This window comes from Pantoea sp. SYBGC1, from assembly GCF_057197005.1.
Map to the genome: position 1 here is coordinate 458,254 of NZ_JBXUNM010000001.1, position 25,341 is coordinate 483,594.

Genomic DNA, 25,341 nt, shown 5'->3' on the forward strand with positions numbered 1-25,341 from the left:
CGGTTTCTCCTTATTCTTCGGCCAGCGGGGCGGTGAACGGCAGACAGCGCTGCGGCGCACGGAACGGATCGGCCAGCTGCTGACGGAAAAACTGGCGGTTCTCGCTGTTTTCGCTGTCAATCAGCGGCTTCATGTGGGTTTTGAACAGCAGCGCTTCCAGTACCGTGGCGTTGGTAGAGAGCGTGATAGCGCGGTTGTACTCCCCGGTCGCCTCGGTGCGGCCTTCATACCAGCCGCGCGCCGGATCGTACTGCAGCCGGGTGGTGCGCATCAGCGCATCGGTAAACGGCGTATCCCAGAGCGCCCAGAGACCGAATACCGCGCGGGTAGAGACCTGCGCCAGCGTCGGCACCCATTTGTTATCATCGGTCAGCGTGTTCCAGGCGTAGCCGTTAGCGAAAATGGTGTCGTTGACGTGCCACGGCGCGACGCTCAGGGCGAAATCGCTGCGGGCGGTTAAAATGCCCTGACGCTGCCAGCGGCGCTCCTGCACCTGATAGACCAGGCTGGCGCGCTGGCGCTGCTGCCGGATCTGCGCACGGTCGGCGCCCGGCAGCTGCCAGCCATACTCCATTCCGCTCAGCACCCAGGGCAGCGTGGTAATGGCGGCAGGCGTCCAGGTGGTGCGGGGATCGCGGCTGTCGATATCCAGCGCCAGCCCGTCGATAATGACGTGCTGCGCCGGAGGCTGCAGCGACTGCTGGTTAGCAAAGCCCCACAGCCCGAAACCGGCGGCGCTGTATTCACTGTCGCCCAGCCGTCCCTCCGGCTGGATACGCATCTGCTGCTGCTGCCACATGCCCGCACTGAGCTGGCCCTGTTTATCCACTACCGGGCAGAAGTTCCAGCGCAGGATAATGCGCTGCAGGTATTCCCCATACTGCGGGTGAAACGATGCGACCACCTGCAGCGCCATCATCAGGCGCGCCATATCGCGTGAGGACCAGCCGATCACCTGTGGCGTATTGCTGTAGCCCACCATCGCCAGCGTCCGGCTGTTATAGAGCAGATTGGGCACGCCGCTCCGGGTGAGCGGAAGGCGATTGAGGCTGCCGAGCAGCTGACTGAGCTGGTGGTCAAAACGCCGATCGTCGATAAGCTGCAGTTCGCGCGCCGCCGTGAGCGCAATCAGGGTATCGCCCATCTGCCACAGGCTGACCACCGGCCGCCGGTCGCTGCCGCTGACCAGACCGCTGTTCGCCTCGCTGTTATTCTCAAAGTAGCGCCAGGCCACCGCGGCCCAGCGCTGCTCTTCAGGCGTCAGCGCGCCGGTGCGGGCGGTGGTGTGCCAGCCCCCGTTTACCAGCCAGCGCCAGCCGTCTCCCTCGTGACGCAGCAGCAGCCAGGCGCCGAGCGCCAGCAGCAGAGCCACTACAAGCCCGGTGGTACGCACTAGGGTTTTAGGCATGAGGTCGCTACCGGCGGAAGTTTAACGGGCGCACTGCTGTCGCAGCGGGCGCACTTGCAGGCGCTGCACTTCGGTGCAGTGCGCACGGCGGTCCCGCTCTGATCGCACCAGGTTTTAATGCCGGGCGTCACCTCCAGGAAAGGCCGGTTGCGGCGCGTGTTGTTCTCTTCAAACAGATCCACCAGGCGCTTTTCCCACAGGGAGGGCGCATAGCTGCGGCTGCGCGCATCGTTAGTGTTAAAGCGCAGCAGCTTGCCCTGTTTTTTGAACAGCAGCGCTTCCAGCATGATGCCGTTGTTGTTGGCGGTAAACTCTTTGATCGGGCCGTCACCATTCTCATAGAGCCCTTCGTAGTAACCTTTGTCTTTCTCATCGGCGTTTTCGATCGCATCAAACAGGCGATCGGTATAGGGCGAGTTCCACAGCACCCACATGCCGAGCGCGGCTTTCAGCGAGACAGCGGCAACATTAGGCACATACTGGCCTTTATCGGTGATGGTGTTCCAGTTGAAGCCGTCGCTGAAGACGGTGTCATAGACAAAGTAGGGGGATTTATCGAGCTGGTGTTCGGAGCGCGCCGTCAGGGTACCGGTGATCATGTAGCGGTTCTCCTGCGCCTGATAGACCCGATCGGCGAAGTTCTTCATCCACGGATGAGAGTGGTTATTGGGGCGCGCTTCACGATCGTCGCTGTTGTCCCAGCCCATCTCCAGCCCGTGCAGCAGATAGGATTCGGTGACCACGTAGTTATGCTGATTGGTCAGCCGCGGATCGCGCGAGTCGTAGGGCACCAGCACGCAGTAGATATCCGCCAGCGCATAAGGCTCAGGCCGGCTCGCCTGACAGGTGGTAAATCCCCACAGCTGATAACCCGCCGCCGCATACTCCTCATAGCCAAGCCGCCCCTCCTGAACGTACTGAGGCTGCTTCTGCTTATCGAGATAGGCGCCATAGAGTGTTCCGCACTCATCCACCACGTGGGTAAAGTCCCAGCCGAGCACGACGTTATCAATGCTGTTGCCATGCTCTGGATAGCGCTCTTTGATAATCTTCAGCCAGAGCAGCATGCGGCCAATATCGATAGCGGAGAAGCCAATCTCGCCCGGTTTGTTCAGGTAATCCACTTTCTGCCCGGTAATGGTGTTATAGGCTTTGTTTGGCACCTGATTCTGAAACAGCACCAGCTTGTTCAGCGTGGCGATAAACTGCAGAAAGCGGCGATCAAACTCCGCCTTGTCAATGATCCCCAGCTCACGCGCTGCCGTCAGCGCCGCCAGGTAAGAGCCGCTGTCCCACATGGTGGTGGAGGGGTATTTATTCACCGCGTTCACCAGACCGGTGGTGGGCTGATAGTTGGCGACAAAATAGGACCAGGCGTTGCGCGCCACCTGCATCTCCCGTGGCGTCAGCTCGCCGTGGCGGCTTTTATAGTCGGAGGCGGGCAGGCTGACGGCCGCCTGCAGCGGCAGCATCCACAGGATCAGCAGCAGCGTCAGCCCCGCCAGGCCAGCGTGTTGTAGCGATAGCACTTTCATCGTTCTTGCTCCTTGTTGCGTGCGGTTGCGGGGGGCTGAGACAGGCAGCCCAGGCAGAGCAGCTGTCCGTGGGCGATATAGGAGAGGCTCTCCAGCACCATCGCGTTAGTATCGGCCGTCAGGGCAGCGTTTACGCTGCCGTCAGGGTTAAATCCCGCCTGCCAGCCTTTTCCAGGCACCAGCAGCGGCAGCATCTGCTGGCGCAGCGCGTCGCTCCAGCGGTTGCGGAACAGGGCATACCAGGCAAAGGCGGTACGGACCGAGAGCAGCGCCTGGTTGGGCAGCGGGGCGATGGTCTGTTGCGGTGCGCCGCGCTGCGGCTGGCGACCCGGCAACGCCGCATTGAAATCGGGTGCCTGTTCGGCATAGTCGGCGCTGATATCGCCTCGCGAATCGGGTTTGCCGGTGCGCTGCTGCAGGATCTGCATAATGCGCCAGCTGATCTCCCCGCTGCGCGCGTCAAAACCCTGCTCCAGGCCGGTCAGCAGATAGGGGGAGCTGATGAGCGACGGCTGCTTGCCCCACGGCGTGCGGATCCCTTCATCAGGCACCGCATGCCCCTCGATCTCAATCATCTTCAGCCCGTCCGGCGGCTGGCTGACCGCCAGTCCCGCCGTGCTGTTGATGAGCCGCAGCACGCTGCCCGCATAGAGACGGTAGCCGTAGCTGCCGCGCGGGTCGTCGCTGCGGATCACCCAGCGGTTGACCGGCAGGCTGGCGCCTTGCGGACCGCTGCTCTGCAGCAGCGCATTCAGCTGCCAGCCCGCCAGCAGCTGCTGTACGGCGGCGGCGTGCTGCGGATAGCGCCACAGCAGGATCTGCAGCGGCATCAGCAGACGGCCCATATCGATAGCGGAGCCGGGACGCGCCGTCTCCTGCTCAAGCGGCGTCAGGGTTTCAGCCTGATAAAAAGCAGCGGGGAGCTTATCCGGCTGCAGCGGCAGCCTGCCCAGCGCCTCAAGCGCGGAGCCGATGCGGTCATCAAACTCAGCGGCGTCAATCACCTCCAGCTGACGGGCGGCAATGGTTGCCAGCAGATAGCTGCCGCTGCTCCACAGGCTCAGCCAGGGGTTATCCGCTTCTGCGTTAGCGAGCCCGTTAGGCTGCGTGTTATTGACAAAGTACTGCCATGCCACGCGTGCCCATACCGCCTCCTCAAACGTCAGCTCACGCGTCTCCGGCAGCGCGGGAAAGCCTTCGCTCAGGATAATTCCGTCGGTGGTTTCCGTTCGGGTGGGCATCTGATGCTCAACCCACAGCACAATGGCAAAGCCGATCAGAAAGCCGATCAGAATCGTGAGATAGCTGCGTGCGCTATAGAGTCCCGCTTTAAGGCTCATGGTCTGCCGTCTCCTGTGCCGGCGGCGTCCAGAGCGCAGCCATAATCATGGGCAGCATCGCCGCGATGTTGACGGCTCCCCAGAAAATGTTGATGACGTAACCCGAAGGGTCATCGACGTTGCCGCGCGCAACCTGTATGCCGCCCCAGATAAGCCCGAGCAGCGTCAGCGCCACAATCGCCAGCTGCGGTTTCACCAGATAGAGAAAACGCCCGCTCTGCCGCTCCTTTGGCGTGACGTGAAACTTGATTTTTTCCCCGCGCAGCACCGTACCGAGCGCCCGCAGGTTGACAGAAAAGAACGCCAGATAGGAGGCGCGACCGTCCCAGGCGGAGATCCCCCAGGTGCCAAACATAAAGGCGAGCTCAGAGACGATAAAAAACGGCAGGAAGTGCAGGTAGAAGGGCGTTGAGTAAGCGGCCACCGGCGGAATACCGGTAAACAGATAGATCAGCGGCGAGATAAGAAACACCGTGTTCCAGATGCAGGCGAGATAGGACCAGAACGTTGTGCCATACATCAGGGTTTGCGCCGCGCTGAGTTTGAAGCGGCGACGGCTGAAGATTTTGTCATGAAACAGAATATCCAGCGAACCCGCAGCGTACTTAAAGCGCTGGATCATCCACGTCAGCAGATCCTGCGGCGAAAGCATTTTGGATTCAATGCCCGGGTGCATCACCGAACGCCAGCGGCGCCCGGCATCGCCGTGCAGCACGATGGAGGTGTAGATATCTTCAGAGACGTGAAATTTATAGGGCGTCAGCTCGGTGTCGGCAATAACGTGCGGCCGCATCGCCTGCGACAGCGCCTGGCGCGTCTCCTCATCGCGGATATCCTGCGTAAAACGCGCAATCTCTTCCTCTACGTTAAACGCGTAGCTGCGCAGCGCGGCCTGCATCACCGCTTCGCGCCGATGAACAGAGGCCGCACCGCAGCAGAACGCCGCGTTGGCTGCATTGCGGCGGCGCAGGATCACGTCGTAGAACATACGCGGATCGTTGAAGAAGGGATCGCTGCCCACGGTAAGCGGGCCAAACAGCTTTTCACTCAGGCGGCCAAGCAGCCAGCCGGGCCAGCCGGTCCGGCGCCGCAGCCATGCCGGCAGACGCTCGCCTTCAGGCAGGTCATAGAACCACTGCGGCGTCTGCACCCAGGCGACGTCGGGATCGCGAAAATAACCCAGCGTGTGAACCAGCAGCGTGGGAAAAACCCGGGTATCCGCATCGCAGATCACCAGAAAGTCGCCGTCGGTGTGCTCCATGCCGTTACGAATATTACCCGCCTTGAACCCGGTGTTGTTGTCGCGGGTAATGTAATTTACGCCCTCCTGCTCACACACCGCGCGCATCTCCGGACGACGGCCATCGTCCAGCACGTGCACCCGGTAGTCGATAGGGACGGGATAGTGCACCTTACACGCATCCTGAATCGACAGCCTGACCAGCTCCGGATCTTCGGAGTAGGTCGCAATAAACAGGTCAACCCGGATGGGACGCGGTGCGGACTGGTCCGCCGGCAGCAGACACTGATTAATCTCCTCCGGCGCAGGCGGACAGGGCGGATCTTTCTCCTGCCAGATGTTGATGGTAAACAGCAGCGTGCCAAACCAGGCGCAGGTCTCTGCCAGCGCCAGCGGCACCGCATACCAGAGCGCGTCGGGGTTCAGCGAAGACATCCAGCGCCAGCGAATATAGTTTGCGCCCAGAATCAGTCCGGCAACGGCCAGCACCTGCCAGCAGATAACGACCCAGCGCGGTGTCTGCAGCGCCGGAGGGGGACGACGCTGTTCAAAACGGGAAAAGTAGTGGTCCATGGCATCCTGTCTCACATCCTGCAAAAAAGGGCATCTGACCTGGTGAACACGTTAAGGAAAGCTAAGCGAATGAATAATATAAAAACAGATCACTATTATTTATTATTACCGTCTGGCTTTCTGATGCCTGCGCTCAGGGCTTCTGACAGTATAAGAAAACATATAGCTGGCAAATAGCGGTTTTAACAGCTTATTTGGCGCTGCATTTACCATTTGTCTATTTATTGCACAACCTGGCTACACTTTCCCTTACATCTGAAATATATATTATATTAATGTTTTAACTCTATACATTATCAGCAGGGCTAATGCGTTATGAGCGAAAATGCCGCCGCGGCTAACCCCTCTGTTACCGTGCCGCCGACATGGCGTTATGCCGTGCCTGGCAGGCGCGACCTGCGTATTGATATGCTGCGCGGGATTGCGCTGGTGATGATGGTGGTAGCCCATACTGAACTGCTCTCTGCGATCAATATTTTCACCTGGGAGCGGTTTGGCCTGACTACGGGAGCCGAAGGATTTGTCATCCTTTCCGGTTTTATGCTTGGCATGCTCAACCGGCAGCGGCTGCAGAAAGAGGTGCTGCTGACCATTGGCTGGACGTTATGGCGGCGGGCAGGGAAGATCTACCTGGTCAATATCGTCATTGTGCTGCTGATTCTGCTGCTCTCCGCGCTGCCGCTGATTAATACCTTTGAGGTGACGCACTTTGTCGATCGCTATTCCGGCACGGTCTGGGCGCTGTTTCCCGCTACGCCGCAGATCAAAGAGACCTGGTTTAATATTGTGCTTTACCTGCAGATAGGTCCCCATCAGACGCAGATCCTCGGTCTCTATATCTGCCTGCTGCTGGTCAGCCCGCTGTTTCTCTGGCTGCTGCAGACGCGACGCGCGGGCTGGCTTATCGCAGCTTCCCTGCTCGGCTATCTCGCTTACCAGCGCTGGCCGCTGCGGCTGACGGTCTCCGAATTTGAATTCGCCTTTCCCTTACTGGCGTGGCAGCTGATCTACGTGCTGGGCATGTGCTGTGGCTGGTTTAAAGATGAGCTGACCTCACTGGCGCGCACCCCGGCAGGCTATGTGGTGATCACGCTGATGGTGATTTATGCGCTGGTGATGATGTTTGTGGCGCAGAACCATACCAATCCGTTTATGCCGCCGGCGCTGCTGCTGCATATCATTCCGCCCGCCGATTTTAACTGGTTTTATCACCATCTCGCCGCCAAAAACGCGCTGGGACCGTGCCGGGTTATCAACGACTTCTGCCTGATTCTGCTGGTCTATCTGATCCTTACCCGCTGCTGGTGGCCCATCAATAAAGTGGCGGGCTGGTTTCTGATCCCGCTTGGTCAGCATTCGCTTTACACCTTTATCCTGCACGTGTTCGTGGTGCTGGGCGTCAGCCAGTTTGTCACTTTTGATCTGTGGCAGCAGGCGTGGCTGCGCAACACCGCTATCCATCTGGGCGCACTGGGTTTGCTGTGGTGGATGGCTAAAAAAGAGATTGGCGGGCGTTTTATTCCTAATTGATCGGAGACATCAGATGGAATTCGGGCAGCGGGCAGGGATAACGTGCGGTATGATCATGCTGGTGGCAGGCACGCTTAACGCCTCAGCGGCAGAGACCGGCTCTGATAAAGGGGCCGGAGCAGAGAGCAGTGAACCGATTCAGGCAGGCGTGTTTACCAGCCGCTGGGGACGACTCTTTTCCGGTAACAAAGATACCTTCTCCGGCGCGCTGAGTTTTTCCAGCGGGCTGAAAGAGCAGTGGCTGACCATCCCGAACGGCTCTGAATCTGCGCAGCAAAAAAAGAAGATTAATCAGCTGCTGAACCTGAGCCTGCAGTACTCGCCTTACAGCTACTGGTTTGCTAACGTCACCCTGCGCGCACCGATCACCGATTTTGACCGCTACACCACCGATTTCCGCTACAGCTTCGGCTATGACGACTGGCATGCTAATACTTTCAGCCTGGTCTACAGCAACTATGGCGACAACCATCTGTTTCCCTCCGGCAATAAACGCTTTACCTACTTTGAGCAGGGTGCGTTTACCTTTGCCTATAAATTTTCGCTGCCTGAACCGCTTGAGCGTCACCTGCTGATTAATGACGGGGATGCGCTGACCTGCCAGCTCGGCTACAGCTGGGTGCCACGCTACTATTCGCTGGCGGATAACGATCTGCGCGCCAACAAGCAGGTCATGCTGGGCGGCTGTGGTTACACCTTTAAACAGCACTTCTTCGTCCGCGCCACCGCGTTCTGGTATCCGCACGCCAGCCAGCAACAGCCGTGGAACGGAGATTACAGCTACAGCTTTGGCTATGCCGGTTATACGCCTGGCTCGTTCTCATTGCAGTACAGCAACTATAGCGGTACCCGCTTTCCCGGCAGAAGCAGCGCGAATGCAAAGTTTCGTGAAGGCACGGTATCTCTGATCTGGTTCCTGCCGTTTTAGGAAGGTATATATGCAGCCCGTTTCCGCACAGTCGGTACTGATTGTTGATGATGCGCTCACCTGGCGTAAGCTGCTGGCCGGTCTGCTGCGGCAGTGGGGCTATCACGTGCTGGAAGCCGAAGAGGGTGAGCAGGCGCTGGCGCTGCTGCGACAGCATCCGGTTAATCTGCTGATCAGCGACTGGGAGATGCCGGTCATGGACGGGCTGACGCTGTGCCGCCAGGTGCGTCAGCAGTTCCGGCAGCGTTATATCTATGTGATTCTGCTGACGGTACGCGAAAGCACCGACGATCTACGCGCCGGCTTCGCCGCCGGTGCCGATGATTTTCTGCGTAAGCCGGTAAACCGGATTGAGCTGCAGGCGCGCCTGCATGCCGGAGAGCGCATTCTGCAGCTGGAATCGACGCTGGAGAGCCGCAACCAGAGCCTGCAGCAGGCGCTGCAGCAGATTGAGACCGACCTGCAGGCTGCCGCCGCGCTGCAGCGCAGTATATTACCGCCGCACGCCATTCATCACGCTGGCTGGTTTGCCGACTGGCTGTTTATACCTTCGGCCTGGGTCTCGGGCGATATCTTTCATTTTTTTCCGCTGGACGGGCAGGCGCTCGGTTTTTATAGCGTGGATGTCTCCGGACACGGCGTGTCGGCGGCAATGATGTCGGTAGCGGTGGCGCGCCAGTTTCTGCATGGCCGTACGGTAGAGCGGTTTCTCTATAACGGCGAGACGATCACGCCGCCCGCCGACGTAGTGGCGATACTGAATGAGCGCTTTGTGGCGCAAAGCAGCGACGTAACCAGCTATTTCACTATGGTATATGGCGCGCTCGATCGTCAGAGCGGTGCCGGACGACTCTGTCAGGCCGGGCATCCGCCACCGCTGATTGTGGCGCGCGATGGCGCAATCCGTATCGCCGGCGAGGGCGGAGCGCCGGTCGGACTGCTTGACGATCTGAGCTGGGAAGAGGTGAGTTTTACGCTGGCACCCGGCGAGCGGCTCTGCCTCTACAGCGATGGCATTACCGAGTGTGAAAATCCACAGCAGGAGATGTTTGGCATGGCACGGCTGCAGGCGCTGCTCGCCGGCCAGGCTTGCCAGCCGGCAGAGAGTCTGCTGCAGACGCTGCACCAGCAGCTTAACCGCTGGCGTGAATTGCCCGCTGACAGTACCGCACCGGCAGGCGACGATATCTCACTGCTGATCATTGAACATCTGAACCCGGACGAACAGGAGTCTGCACATGAAGTTTGAATCTGACACCGTCGATAACACCCGCATTCTGACCCCGGTGGTACGACGACTGGACGCCGCCGTTGCGCTGCCCTTTAAGCAGCAGGTGCTGGAGGAGATGCGGCAGGGCGCGCGCGCGCTGATCCTCGACTTTTCACGCGTGGATTTCATCGACAGCAGCTGTCTGGGCGCGCTGATCTCTATCCTGAAATCGCTCAACGGCGGCCAGCTGATGCTCTGCGCCCTGAATAGCAACATCAAAAGTATGTTCACGCTGACCCGGATGGACAGAGTCTTTACGCTGTGCGCCGATCGCGAAGAGGCGCTGCGTACGCTGCAATAAGGAGGGGCTTATGCACCACGCAATGGCCGCGGAAACGCTGACGCTGCCCGCCACGCTAAACAGCCTGACCCGCCTCGGCAACGCGCTGCGCCGTTTTCTGCAGCCGCTGCAGCTGCCGGAGAGCTGGATCTACCCGCTCGATCTGGCGCTGTGCGAGGCGGCGAGCAATATTATCCGCCACGGTTATCAGGATGATGCGCAGCAGCACTACCGGGTGCATTTTTCCTGTGATGAGCAGGGCGTCACCGTCACGCTGTCCGATAACGGCCGGCCGGTGCCCGAGGCATTCACAGAGCGCGCACAGCGCGGTTTTGATGATATCGATCCGCTGGATGAGGGGGGCCGGGGCTGGCCGCTGATTTACGCCAGCGTGGATCGGGTCAGCTATCAGCGTCAGCCGGCAGAGAACCAGCTGACGCTGTGGCGGGCGCTACCGGGTGTCTGAAGGTTTAAACAGCTGCTGGACAAACGCTATGTAAGCCGGACGCCAGACATCCATCTCATGCCCGAGGCCGGCATAGCTGTGCCACTCATGCCGGATTTTCTGCTGCTCCAGCAGCGCCTGCAGTCCGGTCATATCCCGGCCGGTGATAATATCTTCGTCGCCCGCCGCCAGGGCAAACAGGCGCAGCTGACGATTGATCGCGGCGGGCTTTTTCAGCTGTGCGGCAACGCGAAAGTCAGGCACGGTTTCCGTGGTAACGCCGCTGAAGATGCCGAGCCAGGCAAACTGGTTCAGATGCCGCATGCCGCTGACCAGCGCCTGGTAACCGCCCTGAGAGAGGCCCGCCAGCGCCTGACCGCTGGCCTCGCTGCGCACGCGGTAGCGCTGAGCGATGCGCGGCATAATCTCCTGCGTTAACTCACGATCGGCTGCCTGCGCGTTACGCGGATAAAAGATCTCACGCCGGGAGGCGGGCGCAAACGTCTCGGGTATGGCATCGCTGATATCCGTCTCCGTATCCGGGATCACCACCAGCATCGGGACAATTTTACCTTCCGCCAGCAGGTTATCCATGATTTGCGGAATGCGCCCCTGGGTTACCGCTGACAGCGCGGTGTCGCCAAAGCCATGATAAAAATAGAGCACGGGCAGGGGATCTGCGGCGTCTGCCGCGCCCGGCGGTACCCAGACCGCCAGCTGTCGCTCGCGCTTAAGCACCTCTGAGTGCCAGGTCAGGGTATGGATTTCGCCATGCGGGACCTGACGCGTATCCAGCAGGCTGCCGGGCACCAGAATCAGGCTGGTATTGACCTGTCGCTGCGGCTTAGGCAGGGGATTGCCGGTATCGATGCTGCGAAAGCCATCCACATTAAAGAAATATTCATACAGGCTTGGGGCGAGCGGTGTGCTGGTAAAGCGCCAGATGCCGCGCTCATCTTTGGTCATGGGGTGCGTGACATAGCGGTCGGGCGTGGCACCGGTGACCACATCCACCGCTTTTGCCGCCGGGGCCCAGAGTCGCCAGGTTATGCTGTTATCGGCGTTAACCGCAGAGAGATACTGTTCAGGAACCAGCGTATCAGGCGGGCGCTGCGGAAGAGGCTGCGCACCCGCTCCGGCATTCCACAGCGCGGCGCAGATCAGGGCGATAAGTGAGTAACGCATCAGTTTTCCTTACCAATAAACGGTATCACAAGTGTGGCACAGGCCGCCTGAAATTGAGAGAAACGGCGAGAAAAGTGTGAGAGCTGCAGGCAATCTGCAGGAAGCGTAGCGGGAATCGCGAACTGCGCTACCTTTAATAACAGGTGCTCACGCGTTAAATAACATCACTAATAGGGGGACAGCGGTGAAAATAGCCTGTTTAGCATGGGGGTCACTGATCTGGAAACCTGGTGAACTGCCGGTTGCCGGCGAGTGGCATGCGGATGGTCCGGCGCTGCCGGTGGAGTTCTGTCGCATTGGCGATGGCGGGGAACTGGCTACGGCGCTCTGTATGAACGCGGCACCGGTTAACGTCTACTGGGCGTTACTGGCGAGCGTTTCGCTGCCGGAAGCGGTGGCGGCACTGCGTCTGCGCGAGGCGATCCCTGATGAGCGTGAAGATGGCGTCGGCATACTGCTGCAGCCGCAGCATACGCCGGGTGTGCTCAGCGACTGGGCGCAGGATCGCTGCCTTGATGCGGTGATCTGGACCGCGCTGCCGCCGCGCTATCAGCATCAGGAAGGCTTAATCCCCAGCTGCGACGAGGCGCTCGCGCATCTCGCCAGCCTGAGCGGTGAGGCGGCTGAACACGCATTTGATTATATTCGTCGCGTGCCGGCGCAGTTCGACACCGCTTATCGCCAGCGCCTGCAGGCGCTGATCGACACGTCCGCTGAAGTGGCGTAGAGCGGCGTAAAAAAGTGGCAGCCTGCGGCAGGATAGCGTAAATTTACGGCTTAACCCGGAAAAAGGTCATATACCATGTCGCCAGCACAGCTGAAAAAAGCGCAACACAAGCAGTATGATGCTCAGGCACTGGCGGTGTTACGTGGAGAAGCGGGCTATCAGCCAGCGATCAAATCGCCGCAGAGCAAATCATGCAAACTGCAGCCAAAACATCAGGTAAGCTTTACCTGATTCACTATGGTGATGCAAAATAAGCCCTCGCTGATGAGGGTTTTTTTATGTCTGACTATCCGGTTATTCCGCCTTATGAACAGGCTTATCTGCTGAATAAACAGCTGATTGCCCGGGCGCATCTGTTCAGAAACCCGGTGATCACCATTGGCGGCCAGGCAATACAGTACTGGGTATCCTATTACCATCAGCTGTACCGCAATGCGTTGCCCGATGCGCGTCTGATTACCTCAGTGGATGTGGATTATGCCGCCCGGCGACATGATATAACGGCCATTGCCCGCGCGTTAGGCGTCGATGCAAATCTGAACGATGCCGGCCAGCCGCCGTCGCTGGCGCGTTTTGTCCTGACTGATGCCGCGACCCGCAGTATAAAAACGGTAAAAGGGCGGTTTTTTGCTGACCCGGCGCAGCCGGCACATGCCAACACGGTGGATGTCATCGATTTTCCTTCCGGTTTTACCTGGCAGGACTTCGCCGGTGAGAATCTGCTGCTTAATACCGAACCTTTTTATGTCAGCCAGGAACATCCGGATGAGCCTGAGTATCACGAGCAGGTCAGGGTGATTAATCCGCTGGCCTGTCTGCGCTCCAGGTTTAGTAATCTGCAGACGCTGCAACGCGATCCGCTGATAGAGGTCGCCCGTATTAACGCCATGATGCTGCCGTGCGTCTATTTTCTGCTGGAGAAGTTTGATGCGGTTAGCGCGCCTGATGAGGTGATGGCCGCACAGCCCGTGAGCTTCAGAGCGATGAAACGTTATGCTGATGCGCTGTATGCGTTTGCCATGCAGGAAGATGTAGTACGTGTGCAGGTCCGCCATGAGATTGCGCTGTACCGCATCTTTGAACAGCTTATCGCAATATTTGCAGCTGAACCGGAGAGCTATAATGTGCCGGCTGCTTTCTGGCAGAAAGAGCTACCGGTTAAGGCAGCGGACATGAAAAAGTATGTGGAGCGTATTCGCCAGGATAAGCAGCGGCGACTGCAGCAGAAAAAGCCTTTGCATAAAAAGCAGAAGGCTGATGGTCTCAACGGAAGAGGTGAGGCGGGTAGCAGGGAAAACGGTCTGACAGACGTCTGAGGTCATTGCGTCATTGCGGATGAAATCCATCATTTAACATAATATACATTATGTGCACTTTGGTGATGGCCGGTAATATATCGCAAAATAGACATTTATACAGAATCGGCCGCATCCACCTGGGCGCCATTAATGGCGCCCCTACAAAACCTATGCGGCTCGGATCTGACAATCGCGCGGGCCTGGGCGCCATTAATGGCGCCCCTACAAAACCGTATGCGGCCCGGATCTGACAACCGCGCGGGCCTGGGCCATTAATGGCGCCCCTGCGGGATAACAATGCCAACCGTAGGGGACGCATTTATGCGTCCTTGGCGTATTTATGCGCCCGAGATGGTGTCCGGGCGCCATTAATGGCGCCCCTACGGGTTTTGTGGGCGTGTATTGAATTGATGACGTACTATCCGGACGCCATCAACGATGCTCCTGCGAATTTTGTAGGGGGCGCATTAATGCGCCCCTGGTGAACGTGCGCACGCGCCCTGGTAAAAGAACCTGCGCCCGCCCCCGGCTTACGCATAAATCCGGCGACCGCCCGGCGGGATTCAATTAGCATGTATTTATGCGTCATCTTTTATCGTGGTACTTTCTGACAAAGTACCTCCGGACCACCCGATCGGCCACAGGATGTGTTAAATGAAGATCCTTTCTGTTCAGTATCTGCGTGGGCTGGCCGCGCTGCTGGTTGTCGTTGCGCATAACGCGTTGCTGTTACCGGATGGTATGGCGGCGCATATTCCGGGCGCGCTGGGCGTGGATATCTTCTTTATCATCAGCGGCTTTATCATGACCTTTATTACGGCACACTCCGCTGAACGTCCGCTGCCTTTTCTGATTAAGCGTTTCTTTCGCATCTGGCCGGTGTTTTTTCTGGTCTGGCTGGCGGCGTGGACGCTGGTGTATAACGAACGCGAATTTCAGCAGATGGGCTGCGTACTCTACTTTTGCCTGCAGGATTACAGCAGTGCCGGACCGGTGTTTGGTTACAGCGCGCTGGGGCCGCCGTGGACGCTGACCTATGAAGTGCTGTTCTATACGCTGTTCACGCTGGCGATGTGTATCAGCTATCGTCAGCGCAGCCTGGTCTGCAGCCTGATGTTTATTACCGCCTCCGTCGGCTTTCAGCTGGCCTATAACGGCAGCGTCACCCTCTCCTCTCAGGCGTCTCCGGACCTGGTGGTAAACGCCTGGTGGCAGGCGTGGATCAAACTCAGCAGCAATACCATTGTATTTGAGTTTATTACCGGCATGCTGCTGGCAGAACTGGTTGTCAGCGGCAACATGCCGGTGCTGCGCACCCGCGGGCGACGCATTGTCTGGCTGGCGCTCGCCGCTGCCGCGGGTATCGCGTTGCTGACAGGCCCGCAGCCGTTTGGCCTGCACGGCGGCTACTGGCTCGCCGCCATTATTATGGCCTGCGTCATTCTGCTCAGCGACGGGCGGCAGTCAGCGCCGCAGCCGGTGCTGAATTTCCTCGGCAACATCTCTTATTCCCTCTATCTGGTGCACTATCCGCTGCGCCGCGTGCTGCTCAACCAGCTGCCGGCTGACGCCAGCGCAGGCACAAAGCTGCTGGTCTTTGCGCTGTCGGTAAGCGGCAGTATCGCGCTGGCCGCGCTGCTGTTTCACTATGTCGAACGCTACGCTATCCGCGCGGGGAAAAAGCTGGCAGATAGCTGTTATAGCTGGTTCTCTGTGCAAAAAAGCTGATCGAACAGCCTGAGTATACCTCCCCGCCGGATGCAGTCCCGTTGATTACGTCTGGCGGGAGGCGCTGCCAGATGAGATGTCTGGTGTTATGTTAAATGATTCGCTGTTATTCCGGACCGCCAGCGGCGCGTTTGATGGGTGCGACCACCACATTGACCCCGTTATCCTGCATACGACGCAGCAGCGGCAACGGCGTGCCCTGATTCACAATCACCACGTCAAACTCGCGCAGATCGGCAAAGCGATGCAGCGCGCGCCGGCCAAACTTGGTGTGATCCATCAGCAGAATACGCTTCTGTGCCGACTCAAACATGGCGCGCTTGGTCTCTACCGTCTCTGCTGACTGATGAAACACCGCGTCATCCACAATGGCGGACATGCTGACAAAAAAGATATCCGCGCGCAGCGAGGCGATCTCTTCGCGCGTCATGCGCCCCATAAACGCGTTACACCAGGGATGATACTGCCCGCCCAGCCCCATCAGGGTGATATCCCGCCCGTTACGCAGCTCGTTCATCAGGGTCAGCGAGTTGGTGATCACCGTCAGCGGCGCTTTGGCATAAAGCTGCCGCACCAGCTGAAATACCGTAGTGGAATCATCCAGAAACAGCGCCTGCCCTGGCTCCAGATAGCTGGCCGCCACTTCGGCAATCGCCTGCTTCTCCTCCAGCTGGCGCGTAGCGCGATAGATATCGCTCGATTCTACCAGGCTGGTTGAGGTAGCCGAGACCACCCCGCGCGACTTATGCAGCAGGCCGCGCTCGACCATCTCATCAATATCACGGTGTGCGGTCATCAGACTGATGCCAAACCGCGCGGTCAGATCTTCGATGCGTACGGCGCCCTCCGCCATGACCGCTTCCGCGATCAGCTGGCGGCGCGCCTGCTGGCGTGCCTGGCGACTGTCGCCGGGCAGCGTATCCGCCGTGAAAACACCAGGCAGGGTGTCGTGTGGGTTATGCGCCATATAGATTCCGGAGAGGAGTAAATGCAGGATTAGTTGTAATTACAGCGCGTTATACCCATTAATGCAAATAACCGATCGCCTGCACCCCGGCCAGCTGCGGCCAGCCGGGGATGCAGCGGTTACTGTTTAAGCACAAACGGTGAAATGGAGTTGCCGGCGTTCTCTTTGGTGATCAGCACGCAGTCAAACAGCTGTTTTTCAGCCGGCGCGCCGGTTTTTCCGGTTTTCAGGAAGGTATCTGCCTGCTCAATCGCTTTCTGAGCAAACAGCGCCACCGGCTGCATAACGGTATAGGCCAGCGTGCCGGCTTTTACCGCATCGACCGCGTCCGGCGTGCCGTCAAAGCCTCCGACCTTGATCTGCCCCAGTTTGCCGGCCTGTTTCAGAGCCGCAATAGCGCCCAGCGCCATCTCATCGTTACCGCTGATCACGCCTTTGATATCCGGATTCGCCTGCAGCAGCGACTGCATCTTATTAAAGCCCTGCGTGCGATCCCAGTTCGCCACTTCCTGCCCCGCCTTTTTCAGATCGGGATATTGTGACAGCACGGTATCAAAGCCGTTGGCGCGGGTTGCCGCATTGTTATCCGAGGGCGGTCCCACCAGCTCAACGTAGTTACCGCTGTCACCCACCTGCTTCACCCACTCCATGGCGCCAGCGGCGGCGCCCTGCGCGTTGTTCGAAACCAGCTGCGCTTTCGCCAGACCGCTCTGATTCAGCTCAGCGTTGATGATAAACACCGGAATATTGGCGGCAATCGCTTTTTTCACCGAGCCGATAGAGCCGTCAGCGTTGGCCGGATCGAGGATGATCGCTTTAGACTTATTGGTGATGGCGGTATCAATCAGCTGGCTTTCCGCGTTGGTATCGCCTTTATGAGCGCTGACTTTGGCGCTGTAGCCAAGTTTTTCAGCCGCTTTCTGTGCGACCTGGCCCTCCGTCAGCCAGTAAGGATTAGAGGGATCGTTGACGATAATGGTCATCAGACCTTTATCGGCCCAGCCTGGTGCGGCAAAGGTGCTGATGGCGACAGTAGCGGCAAGCATAAGACGTTTGGTAAACATAGTGACTCCGTTATTATCAGGGTACAGGTTTTTTTTACGGATAAACGCGCACCGCAGCGGCGCGCGCAATTCAGCGGCTGCGTCGTCCGTACTGCAGCGTATTCAGCAACACGGCCAGCACAATCACGGCCCCGGTAAACACCGTCTGCCAGTAGGCAGAAACGCCAATAATCACCAGACCATCAGAGAGAAAGCCAATCACGAATGCCCCCAGCAGCGTGCCGCGCACGTTACCGCGCCCGCCGGTCAGCGCCGCCCCGCCAATGACCACGGCCGCAATCGCCGTCAGCTCGTAGGTGGTGCCTGCCGTTGGGCCGGCAGAGGTCAGCTGCGAAGAGAGCACTAGCCCCGCCATCGCGGCACAGATGCCTGACAGTACATAAACGCTAATCTTCACGCGTTTCACCGGCACGCCGGAGAGATCGGCGGCACGCTCATTGCCGCCTGATGCATAAAGCCAGCGGCCAAAGGCGGTACGGCTCAGCAGAAAACCGCACGCCAGCGCCACCGCGCCGAGCACCAGCACGCCAACCGGAATGTTAAACAGCCGGTTAAACCCGAGCCAGTCAAAGCCGGTATTGCCCAGTGATTCACTGCCGGAAAGTTTGTTATAGGTCAGACCGTTAGTCATCAGCAGCGCAATACCGCGCGCCACATACATGGTGCCAAGCGTGGCCACGAAGGCGGGTACGCGGCAGATGGCAATCAGTACGCCGTTCACCAGCCCTACCAGTGCGCCCACGACCAGCGTCAGGATCGCCACAGCCCACACCGGCAGATAGAGCACCACGCCGAGCGCCTCAAGGCTGATACCCTGCATCATAAAGCCCGCCATTACGCCAGCCAGTCCCAGCGTGGAACCGACCGAGAGATCGATGCCGCCATTCAGGATCACCAGCAGCATACCGATCGCGGGCAGGCCGAATATCGCCACGTGTGACGCCATCGTCAGGAAGTTAGCTCCGCTGAAATAGTTAGGCGACAGAAACGAAAACGTCGCGATAATCACCAGCAGCGCAATAAAGGCGCGTCCCTCCAGCAGCAGGCGGGCCAGGTTAAGCTGTTTTGTTGTGCGGGAGGCATTCGCCGCGGGCGAGGTGGCCAGCGTTTGCGTTTGATCGGTCATACTTTTCACTCCGTTTTTCATGTTATGCCACCAGTGCTTCACCCGACGCCGCCATGATGCGCTCTTTACTCACGCTGGCGTCGAAAATGGCGGAGATACGTCCTTTGCTCATCACCACAATGCGGTGAGCGATGCTAAGACATTCACCAACCTCAGAGGTGGTATAAACCACCGCCAGCCCCTGCTTCGCACTCTCTGCCAGCAGGCGAAACACTTCTGCTTTGGCGCCAATATCGATGCCGCGGCTTGGCTCATCGAGCAGCAGCACGTTGGGCCGCGTCGCCAGCATCTTGCCAATGACAACTTTCTGCTGATTACCGCCCGAGAGCGAGCCGATTGCCGCATCACCGCCTGCGGTTTTCACCGTGACGTTGCGGATGGTATCGCTTACCAGTTGCTTTTCACGGCGGGCGGAGAGCATCAGTCCCCGGACAAACTCACCGATGCTGGCCAGCGACAGGTTCTCCCCTACGCTCATGGTCTGTACCAGTCCGTCGCGCTGCCGATCTTCCGGCACCAGCGCCAGCCCGATAGCGATACGCTGCGCCAGAGATAAGCGGCTAATCTCCGTCTCCTGCAGCCGGATATCGCCGCTGCTCTGCGCGATACGTCCGGCAATGCACTCCAGCAGCTCCGTGCGCCCTGCTCCCATCAGGCCATAAATACAGACAATCTCACCCGCCTTTACCGTCAGCGACAGGTTATCTACCAGCCGGATGCCGGTTTTACTCTTCACCGTCAGGTTCTCAACCGTCAGCGCCGGCGGGCCAAAGGCGTAACCCTGCGGCGGCGAGCCGAGATCGAAATGCTCCCCCACCATGTTGCGCACGATCCACTCAAGATCGATATCGCTGCGCTGCGCCCAGGCGGTCATCACGCCGTCGCGCAGCACAACGGCGCGGTCGGTGATCTCCAGCGCCTCTTCCAGATGATGGGAGATATAAACGATGGCGACGCCCTGGCTGGTGAGATCGCGGATCACCTGAAACAGCACGCTGACTTCGGCAGCGCTCAGAGCCGAGGTCGGTTCATCCATGATCAGGATCTGTGAATTCACCGACAGCGCCCGCGCAATCTCCACAATCTGCTGCTGGCCGAGGCGCAGGTTCTCTACCGGCGTCAGCGGATCGATATCCTCTTCGAGCGCGGCCATCAGGTGCCGGGTCAGCCGCGCCTCTTCGTCGTAGTCGACGCCGGTAGCCCCCATGATTTCGCGGCCCATAAAGATGTTGTCACGGACATTCATGTTCGGCGCGAGATTCAGCTCCTGATGAATAATGGAGATACCGCAGCTGCGCGCCTCGGTGGCGGAGTGGAACAACTTACTTTCGCCGTTAAGCAGAATTTCCCCGGATGTTGGCGTAATCACGCCGGATAATATTTTCATTAAGGTCGATTTGCCGGCGCCGTTTTCACCAAACAGCGTGGTGACTTCGCCGCGGCGTATCTCAAAGTTCACGCCCTTAAGCGCATGCGTTGAGCCATACACCTTGCTGACGTTACGCGCCTGCAGCACCACTTCACCTTTTAACAGCGCCGGATTAACAGGAAAGGGTTTCATTTAACCTCCACGCTGACCGGTGTGATCAGCCAGTTACTGGCATTAAGGAGGCGAAACACCCCGATGACCTCTACGGTCTTGCCCGGCAGCGTGTCGCGGTTAAGCTTCTCCAGGACGCTGTTTTTCATGGCGCGGTTCAGCGCTGCCCCGGCGTTCTGATACTCAATCTGGTTGGTAAAATCGCCGAACTGAATAGTGCCGCTGGCGTCGCGCAGATCGGTACCGCTCAGGGCCGGCCCGGTCTGCAGGCGCACTTTCAGGCTCTCCGGCACGCCGGCGACCTGCAGCGGAAAAATCCCCTTCTCTCCCGGCTGCACCACGCCCTCCAGCCTGACCGGGATCACCGGCAGCGGCGAGCCGACACCATACTGCGCGGCGGCGGCCTGCTGGTTCGCCTGCAGCGCTGCGGCCAGCGTTTGCGCCGCAACGGCGCGACGCTCCACGCTCTGCTTCACCTCAGGAAAGTGCTGTTCCGCCCAGCTGTCTGGTGAAAAGCCCTGCTGCGACTGCCCGGTGGCGTCGGTTCTGACAACGTGGGTATCCAGGGCAATGCCGGCTATCACGGCACAGCTCAGCACGGCGGTCAGCAGCAGGCGACGCCTGCGCTGCCGGTCAAGCTGCTGTGCGAGCACTGAAACATCAGACATAACGGCACCTCATCGGGTTAACAGCCCGGAATTAACGCGGGATGTGTTATATATGTGATAACTAATGTGATGAGAATTGTGCTGATGTGACTAAAATGTCAACAGCCCGGCGACGATTTTTTCAGGAGAGCGATCTGGATCGCTGTTTGAACGGCAACCGCTGATAAAGGTTTAAATTCCCTTATGTCAGGGGAATTGGCGGGGAGGAGTTGTCTGAGGCTGGCTCAGGCGGGCGGTAATTTCGTGATCCTGCTCGCTAAGTGGAGTGAAATATTTTACCTGCATTGAAATTTAATACGAAAGATATGTTATCTAAGTGAGAAAAGAAGTATCACTAGCAGCAGCATAATAATCACACGCCGTTAACACGGCATACGGCGGGATCGCAGACAGCCCGCAGCACATACCAGGTGGAGGTGTCGGTGGAGAGTGGCGATATCATTGTGGGCCTGGATTCAGGCACCTCGGTGGTCAAGGCGGTAGCCTTTGATTTGACCGGCAAACAGCTGGCCTGCGCGTCGGTGCGTAACCGCTATTATCGCGCAGCAGGTGGCGCAGCCCAGCAGTCGATGTCACAAACCTGGCAGGATGCGGCCAGCGCCCTGCGTCAGCTCAGCGACCATATCGCCAACCTAGCAGCCCGCGTGGTGGCGTTAGCCGTGACGGCTCAGGGGGACGGCAGCTGGCTGGTGGATGCAAAGGATCGGCCCGTGGGTGACGCCTGGATCTGGCTCGATGCCCGGGCGGCTCCCACGGTGGCCAGACTGAATCAGCATCCGCTGGCGCAGGCGCGCTTCAGCGCTACCGGCACCGGACTCAATACCTGCCAGCAGGGGGCGCAGCTGGCACACATGGACAGACACTTTCCTGAACTGCTGGCAAAAGCTGACGTCGCGCTGCACTGCAAAGACTGGCTCTACCTTAACCTCACCGGCGTGCGTGCCACCGACCCGTCTGAGGCGAGCTTTACCTTTGGCAACTTTCGCCACGCCGGTTATGACGACACCGTGATTGACGCGCTGGGGCTGACGCACCGGCGGCATCTGTTGCCGGAAATTGTTGAAGGCACCGAGACCACGCATCCCCTGACCCGCGAGGCGGCAGCGCTGACGGGCCTGCGGGCCGGTACCCCGGTGGTGCTGGGCTATGTGGATATGGCGATGACGGCGCTGGGCGCGGGCGTTCACACCGGCGAGGCCAATACCGCCTGTTCGATTGTGGGCTCAACCGGCGTCCATCTGCGTAGCGTGACCGTCGGGGATGTCTGGCTTAATCCGGCACAGACCGGCTACGTGATCCCGCTGCCGTGGCCCGGTTATGTGACGCAGGTTCAGACCAATATGGCCTCGACGCTGAATCTGGACTGGCTGCTGAATGTCGCCAGCGATCTGCTGCAAAGTTTTGGCTGCGAAACCGATCACGCCCGGCTGGTGGCGCAGATTGATAGCTGGCTGACGCGCACCCCGCCCGGCACGCTGCTGTTTCATCCCTATATTTCACTGGCGGGCGAACGCGGTCCCTTCGTGAATGCCAGCGCGCGTGCCGGCTTTACCGGCCTGCACTATCAGCACTCTTTTGGTGACCTGGTGCGCGGCGTGGTAGAGGGCATTGGTATGGCGGCGCGCGACTGCTACCAGGCGATGGGCCAGGATCGGCCCGGTGAGATCCGGCTGACCGGCGGTGCGGTGCGCTCAGGGCCGCTGCGCCAGATCCTCGCGGCCGCTATCGGTGTCCCGGTACGTATCAGCCAGCGTGAAGAAGCGGGCGCGGCCGGTGCGGCAATGATGGCTGCCGTCGCGGTGGGCGCGTTTACCTCTATGGCCGCGTGTGCCGAAACCTGGGTCCGCCCGCTGCTTGACGCGCCGGAAGCGCCGCAGCCCGAACTGATGCAGCGTTATGACGCGCTGTTTCCTCATTATCAGCAGATCCGCAGCGATCTGCCGGCCTGCTGGCAGGCGCTGAATACCTGTAACGGAGTCAATCATGAGTGACACTATGCTGGATCTGTTTGTTATTGGCGGCGGCATTAACGGCGCCGGTATCGCCCGGGATGCCGCCGGCCGCGGCCTGTCGGTGGCGATGTGTGAAAAAGACGATCTGGCGCAGGGCACCTCTTCCCGCTCCGGCAAGCTGGTGCACGGCGGCCTGCGCTACCTGGAGTATTATGAGTTCCGGCTGGTGCGCGAAGCGCTGATCGAGCGGGAAGTGCTGCTGAACGCCGCGCCACATATTATCTGGCCAATGCGTTTTGTACTGCCGCACAGCCCCTCCGATCGTCCCGCCTGGCTGGTACGGCTCGGCCTCTTCTTCTATGACCATCTGGGCGGCCGCAAGAAACTGCCCGGCACCCGCTCACTCGATCTGACGCGCGATCCTGAAGGCGCCCCGCTGCTCGACAGCTATAAAAAAGGGTTTGAGTACTCCGACTGCTGGGTCGATGACGCGCGGCTGGTGGTGCTGAACGCGCTGGATGCCGCTGAGCGCGGCGCAACCATTCTGCCGCGCACGCGCTGCGTTGCCGCACAGCGCCTGCCCGGCAAGTGGCAGATCACCCTTGAAGATGTCAGCAGCGGCGAGCGGCGCACGCTGTTTGCGCGGGCAATCGTCAACGCGGCGGGCCCCTGGGTACTGGACATTGTCAGCGACGTGACGCAGAGCCACAGCCAGCGCCGGGTGCGCCTGGTGAAAGGCTCACACCTTATCGTGCCTAAATTCTGGGAGGGTCAGCAGGCGTATCTGGTGCAGAACACCGATAAGCGCGTGATTTTTATCAATCCCTATGAAGGCGATAAGGCGCTGATCGGCACGACGGATATTCCGTGGGAAGGCAAAGCGGAAGCGGTGATCGCTGACGATACGGAACAACAGTATCTGTTAGACGTCGTCAACCGCTACTTTAAAGTCAAGCTGCGCCCGGCTGACGTTATTACCCGCTTCTCCGGCGTGCGTCCGCTGTTTGACGACGGCAAAGGCAACCCCTCCGCGGTGACGCGCGACTACGTGTTTGATCTTGATAACCAGCAGGATGCGCCGCTGCTGCACGTCTTCGGCGGGAAAATCACTACGTTCCGCAAGCTGGCAGAACATGCGCTGCAGAAGCTTGCTCCCTTCTTTCCGCAGATGGGCGCTGACTGGACGCGCGCGGCCACGCTGCCGGGAGGCGATATGGCTGACGCCGACTTTGAAACCTTTCTGGAACAGTGCAAAGCGCGCTGGCCGTGGCTGCCGCAGCCGCTGCGTAAACACTACGCCCGTCTCTATGGAACACGCATCGCACAGCTGCTGGCAGACGCAACGGCGCTGAGCGATCTGGGGCGTCATTTTGGCGGGCTGCTGTATGAAGCAGAAGCACGCTATCTGGCTGACCACGAGTGGGCGCAGCAGGCAGACGATATTCTGTGGCGGCGCACCAAACATCAGCTGCACCTCACCCCGGCGCAGCGCGATGCGTTCACCAGCTGGTTTGAAGCGGCTTCCGCGCGCGTGATCCCGCTGCGCGCCCGTGCCGGACAGGAGAACTGATATGGCCCTGACTCTTTCGCTTAATACGAATCCGCTGGTTAACCGCTTTGCCGATCCGCACGATTTAATAACCACCGTGGCAGAGCAGATCCGCATTCGCGACCTGCAGCTGACCCATGAATTTATCAATCCAGGCTGGCCTGCCGCGACGATAACCGCCATGACGCGTCGTATGCAGCAGGCGCTGCGCGCCACCGGCGTGCGCGTCACCTCCGGTATGACCGGCCCCTACGGGCGACTGAACCACTTTGGTCATCCCGATGCTGCGGTGCGCCGCTACTATATTGACTGGTTCAAAACCTTTGCGGATATCACCGCTGAACTGGGCGGTGTGGCTATCGGCTCGCAGTTTGCCATTTTTACGCAGCGCGACTTCCGGGACGCAGAGCGCCGCGAAACTCTTATCGATATCGCCACTGACTGCTGGCAGGAAGTCGCTGAACATGCGCGCGCGGCGGGGCTGAAATATCTTTTCTGGGAGCCGATGAGCGTGGCACGCGAGTTTGGCGAAACCATTCCCGCCGCGCTGGCTCTGCAGCAGCGCCTGAGCCAGCGCGATTTTGCCCTGCCGATGTGGATGATGGCGGATATTGACCACGGTGATGTGACCTCTGCTGACCCGCGTGATTACGATCCTTACGCCTGGGCGGAAGCGGTGCCGCGCTGCTCGCCCATCATTCATATCAAGCAGAGCATGATGGATAAAGGCGGGCATCGTCCGTTTACAATGCATTACAATAGCGGCGGCCGTATTCAGCCGCAGCCGCTGCTGGAGGCGCTGGCGCGTGGCGGCGCGCAGGATAATGAAATCTGCCTGGAGCTGAGTTTCAAAGAGCGCGAGCCCACCGACAGTCGCGCCGTGGCGGAGATCGCAGAGAGCGTGGCGTTCTGGGCCAGCCATATTGAAACCGGCGTGGCGGACCTGCATCTGGCGACGCATCGGCCCGCCGGAGAGTACAGCTAAACA

Annotated in this window: 22 protein-coding genes; 12 read left to right on the forward strand and 10 right to left on the reverse strand. The window is 59.4% G+C overall.

Going from position 1 to position 25,341, the window contains the following annotated elements:
* Nucleotides 1-10: 10 nt before the first annotated feature.
* From AC2CF9_RS02140 to AC2CF9_RS02155, 4 genes are read right to left on the reverse strand one after another with little or no spacing between them, the layout of a single operon-like run.
* The gene (locus AC2CF9_RS02140) at nt 11-1,408 is read right to left on the reverse strand and encodes a DUF3131 domain-containing protein (RefSeq protein ID WP_484556147.1); all 1,398 of its coding nucleotides are present in this window, start codon (nt 1,406-1,408) and stop codon (nt 11-13) included.
* Complete coding sequence (locus AC2CF9_RS02145) at nt 1,393-2,880, reverse strand: DUF3131 domain-containing protein (protein WP_223810656.1); 1,488 nt, start codon at nt 2,878-2,880, stop codon at nt 1,393-1,395. Before AC2CF9_RS02145 ends, AC2CF9_RS02140 begins: the two co-directional genes overlap by 16 nt.
* Before the next feature lie 59 nt (nt 2,881-2,939).
* On the reverse strand, nt 2,940-4,283 hold the full coding sequence (locus AC2CF9_RS02150) for a DUF3131 domain-containing protein (RefSeq protein WP_150016126.1): 1,344 nt from the start codon (nt 4,281-4,283) through the stop codon (nt 2,940-2,942).
* Nucleotides 4,273-6,096: a glycosyltransferase gene (locus tag AC2CF9_RS02155; protein WP_484556148.1), complete on the reverse strand. Its 1,824-nt coding sequence runs from the start codon at nt 6,094-6,096 to the stop codon at nt 4,273-4,275. Before AC2CF9_RS02155 ends, AC2CF9_RS02150 begins: the two co-directional genes overlap by 11 nt.
* 315 nt (nt 6,097-6,411) lie before the next feature.
* On the opposite strand from AC2CF9_RS02155, the gene opgC reads away from it, so the two are divergent.
* Genes opgC through AC2CF9_RS02180 form a run of 5 tightly spaced genes read left to right on the forward strand, consistent with a single transcriptional unit; the run spans nt 6,412 to nt 10,570 of the window.
* A complete protein-coding gene (gene opgC / locus AC2CF9_RS02160) occupies nt 6,412-7,626 on the forward strand; it encodes an OpgC domain-containing protein (protein ID WP_484556149.1) in 1,215 nt (404 codons plus the stop codon).
* Between the two features lie 49 nt (nt 7,627-7,675).
* Complete coding sequence (locus tag AC2CF9_RS02165; RefSeq protein ID WP_484556150.1) at nt 7,676-8,554, forward strand: hypothetical protein; 879 nt, start codon at nt 7,676-7,678, stop codon at nt 8,552-8,554.
* Nucleotides 8,555-8,564: 10 nt separating this feature from the next.
* Complete coding sequence (locus tag AC2CF9_RS02170) at nt 8,565-9,803, forward strand: PP2C family protein-serine/threonine phosphatase (RefSeq protein WP_484556151.1); 1,239 nt, start codon at nt 8,565-8,567, stop codon at nt 9,801-9,803.
* Complete coding sequence (locus AC2CF9_RS02175; RefSeq protein ID WP_484556152.1) at nt 9,793-10,125, forward strand: STAS domain-containing protein; 333 nt, start codon at nt 9,793-9,795, stop codon at nt 10,123-10,125. The genes AC2CF9_RS02170 and AC2CF9_RS02175 overlap by 11 nt, the downstream gene beginning before the upstream one ends.
* A gap of 10 nt (nt 10,126-10,135) precedes the next feature.
* On the forward strand, nt 10,136-10,570 hold the full coding sequence (locus tag AC2CF9_RS02180) for an ATP-binding protein (protein ID WP_484556153.1): 435 nt from the start codon (nt 10,136-10,138) through the stop codon (nt 10,568-10,570).
* On the opposite strand, the gene AC2CF9_RS02185 is transcribed toward AC2CF9_RS02180, so the two are convergent.
* The gene (locus AC2CF9_RS02185) at nt 10,556-11,734 is read right to left on the reverse strand and encodes an alpha/beta hydrolase (protein ID WP_484556154.1); all 1,179 of its coding nucleotides are present in this window, start codon (nt 11,732-11,734) and stop codon (nt 10,556-10,558) included. The two genes, AC2CF9_RS02180 and AC2CF9_RS02185, sit on opposite strands and share 15 nt — an antisense overlap.
* 184 nt (nt 11,735-11,918) lie before the next feature.
* Between AC2CF9_RS02185 and AC2CF9_RS02190 the strand changes: the two genes are divergently transcribed.
* The 4 genes from AC2CF9_RS02190 to AC2CF9_RS02205 all read left to right on the forward strand — a co-directional run bounded on the left by AC2CF9_RS02190 (nt 11,919) and on the right by AC2CF9_RS02205 (nt 15,487).
* Nucleotides 11,919-12,461 carry a hypothetical protein gene (locus AC2CF9_RS02190; RefSeq protein ID WP_484556155.1) on the forward strand — a complete coding sequence of 181 codons (543 nt, stop codon included), beginning with the start codon at nt 11,919-11,921 and terminating at the stop codon, nt 12,459-12,461.
* A gap of 75 nt (nt 12,462-12,536) precedes the next feature.
* Nucleotides 12,537-12,692, forward strand: a complete 156-nt coding sequence (locus AC2CF9_RS02195; RefSeq protein WP_190314859.1) for a hypothetical protein — start codon at nt 12,537-12,539, stop codon at nt 12,690-12,692.
* Nucleotides 12,693-12,739: 47 nt separating this feature from the next.
* Nucleotides 12,740-13,777: a hypothetical protein gene (locus AC2CF9_RS02200; protein ID WP_484556156.1), complete on the forward strand. Its 1,038-nt coding sequence runs from the start codon at nt 12,740-12,742 to the stop codon at nt 13,775-13,777.
* Nucleotides 13,778-14,413: 636 nt separating this feature from the next.
* Nucleotides 14,414-15,487 carry an acyltransferase family protein gene (locus AC2CF9_RS02205; protein ID WP_484556157.1) on the forward strand — a complete coding sequence of 358 codons (1,074 nt, stop codon included), beginning with the start codon at nt 14,414-14,416 and terminating at the stop codon, nt 15,485-15,487.
* A gap of 106 nt (nt 15,488-15,593) precedes the next feature.
* Here AC2CF9_RS02205 and AC2CF9_RS02210 read toward each other — a convergent pair whose 3' ends face one another.
* The 5 genes from AC2CF9_RS02210 to AC2CF9_RS02230 form a co-directional block, all read right to left on the reverse strand.
* Complete coding sequence (locus tag AC2CF9_RS02210; protein ID WP_150016135.1) at nt 15,594-16,454, reverse strand: DeoR/GlpR family DNA-binding transcription regulator; 861 nt, start codon at nt 16,452-16,454, stop codon at nt 15,594-15,596.
* A gap of 119 nt (nt 16,455-16,573) precedes the next feature.
* Nucleotides 16,574-17,518, reverse strand: coding sequence for a substrate-binding domain-containing protein (locus AC2CF9_RS02215; RefSeq protein WP_484556158.1), 945 nt, complete (start codon nt 17,516-17,518; stop codon nt 16,574-16,576).
* A gap of 70 nt (nt 17,519-17,588) precedes the next feature.
* Nucleotides 17,589-18,644, reverse strand: coding sequence for an ABC transporter permease (locus tag AC2CF9_RS02220; RefSeq protein ID WP_071668920.1), 1,056 nt, complete (start codon nt 18,642-18,644; stop codon nt 17,589-17,591).
* 22 nt (nt 18,645-18,666) lie between these two features.
* Nucleotides 18,667-20,205 (reverse strand): sugar ABC transporter ATP-binding protein, encoded by a 1,539-nt coding sequence (locus AC2CF9_RS02225; RefSeq protein ID WP_150016137.1) that lies wholly within the window; start codon nt 20,203-20,205, stop codon nt 18,667-18,669.
* Nucleotides 20,202-20,852, reverse strand: coding sequence for a DUF2291 family protein (locus tag AC2CF9_RS02230; protein WP_484556159.1), 651 nt, complete (start codon nt 20,850-20,852; stop codon nt 20,202-20,204). The genes AC2CF9_RS02225 and AC2CF9_RS02230 overlap by 4 nt, the downstream gene beginning before the upstream one ends.
* A 422-nt stretch (nt 20,853-21,274) precedes the next feature.
* Between AC2CF9_RS02230 and AC2CF9_RS02235 the strand changes: the two genes are divergently transcribed.
* The 3 genes from AC2CF9_RS02235 to AC2CF9_RS02245 are packed head-to-tail and all read left to right on the forward strand — an operon-like array spanning nt 21,275 to nt 25,338.
* Nucleotides 21,275-22,843, forward strand: coding sequence for an FGGY family carbohydrate kinase (locus AC2CF9_RS02235; RefSeq protein WP_484556160.1), 1,569 nt, complete (start codon nt 21,275-21,277; stop codon nt 22,841-22,843).
* Nucleotides 22,836-24,374: a glycerol-3-phosphate dehydrogenase gene (locus tag AC2CF9_RS02240; protein WP_484556161.1), complete on the forward strand. Its 1,539-nt coding sequence runs from the start codon at nt 22,836-22,838 to the stop codon at nt 24,372-24,374. The genes AC2CF9_RS02235 and AC2CF9_RS02240 overlap by 8 nt, the downstream gene beginning before the upstream one ends.
* 1 nt (nt 24,375) lies before the next feature.
* Entirely contained in the window at nt 24,376-25,338 is a 963-nt protein-coding gene (locus AC2CF9_RS02245; RefSeq protein ID WP_484556162.1) for a sugar phosphate isomerase/epimerase family protein, read from the forward strand.
* Nucleotides 25,339-25,341 lie beyond the last annotated feature (3 nt).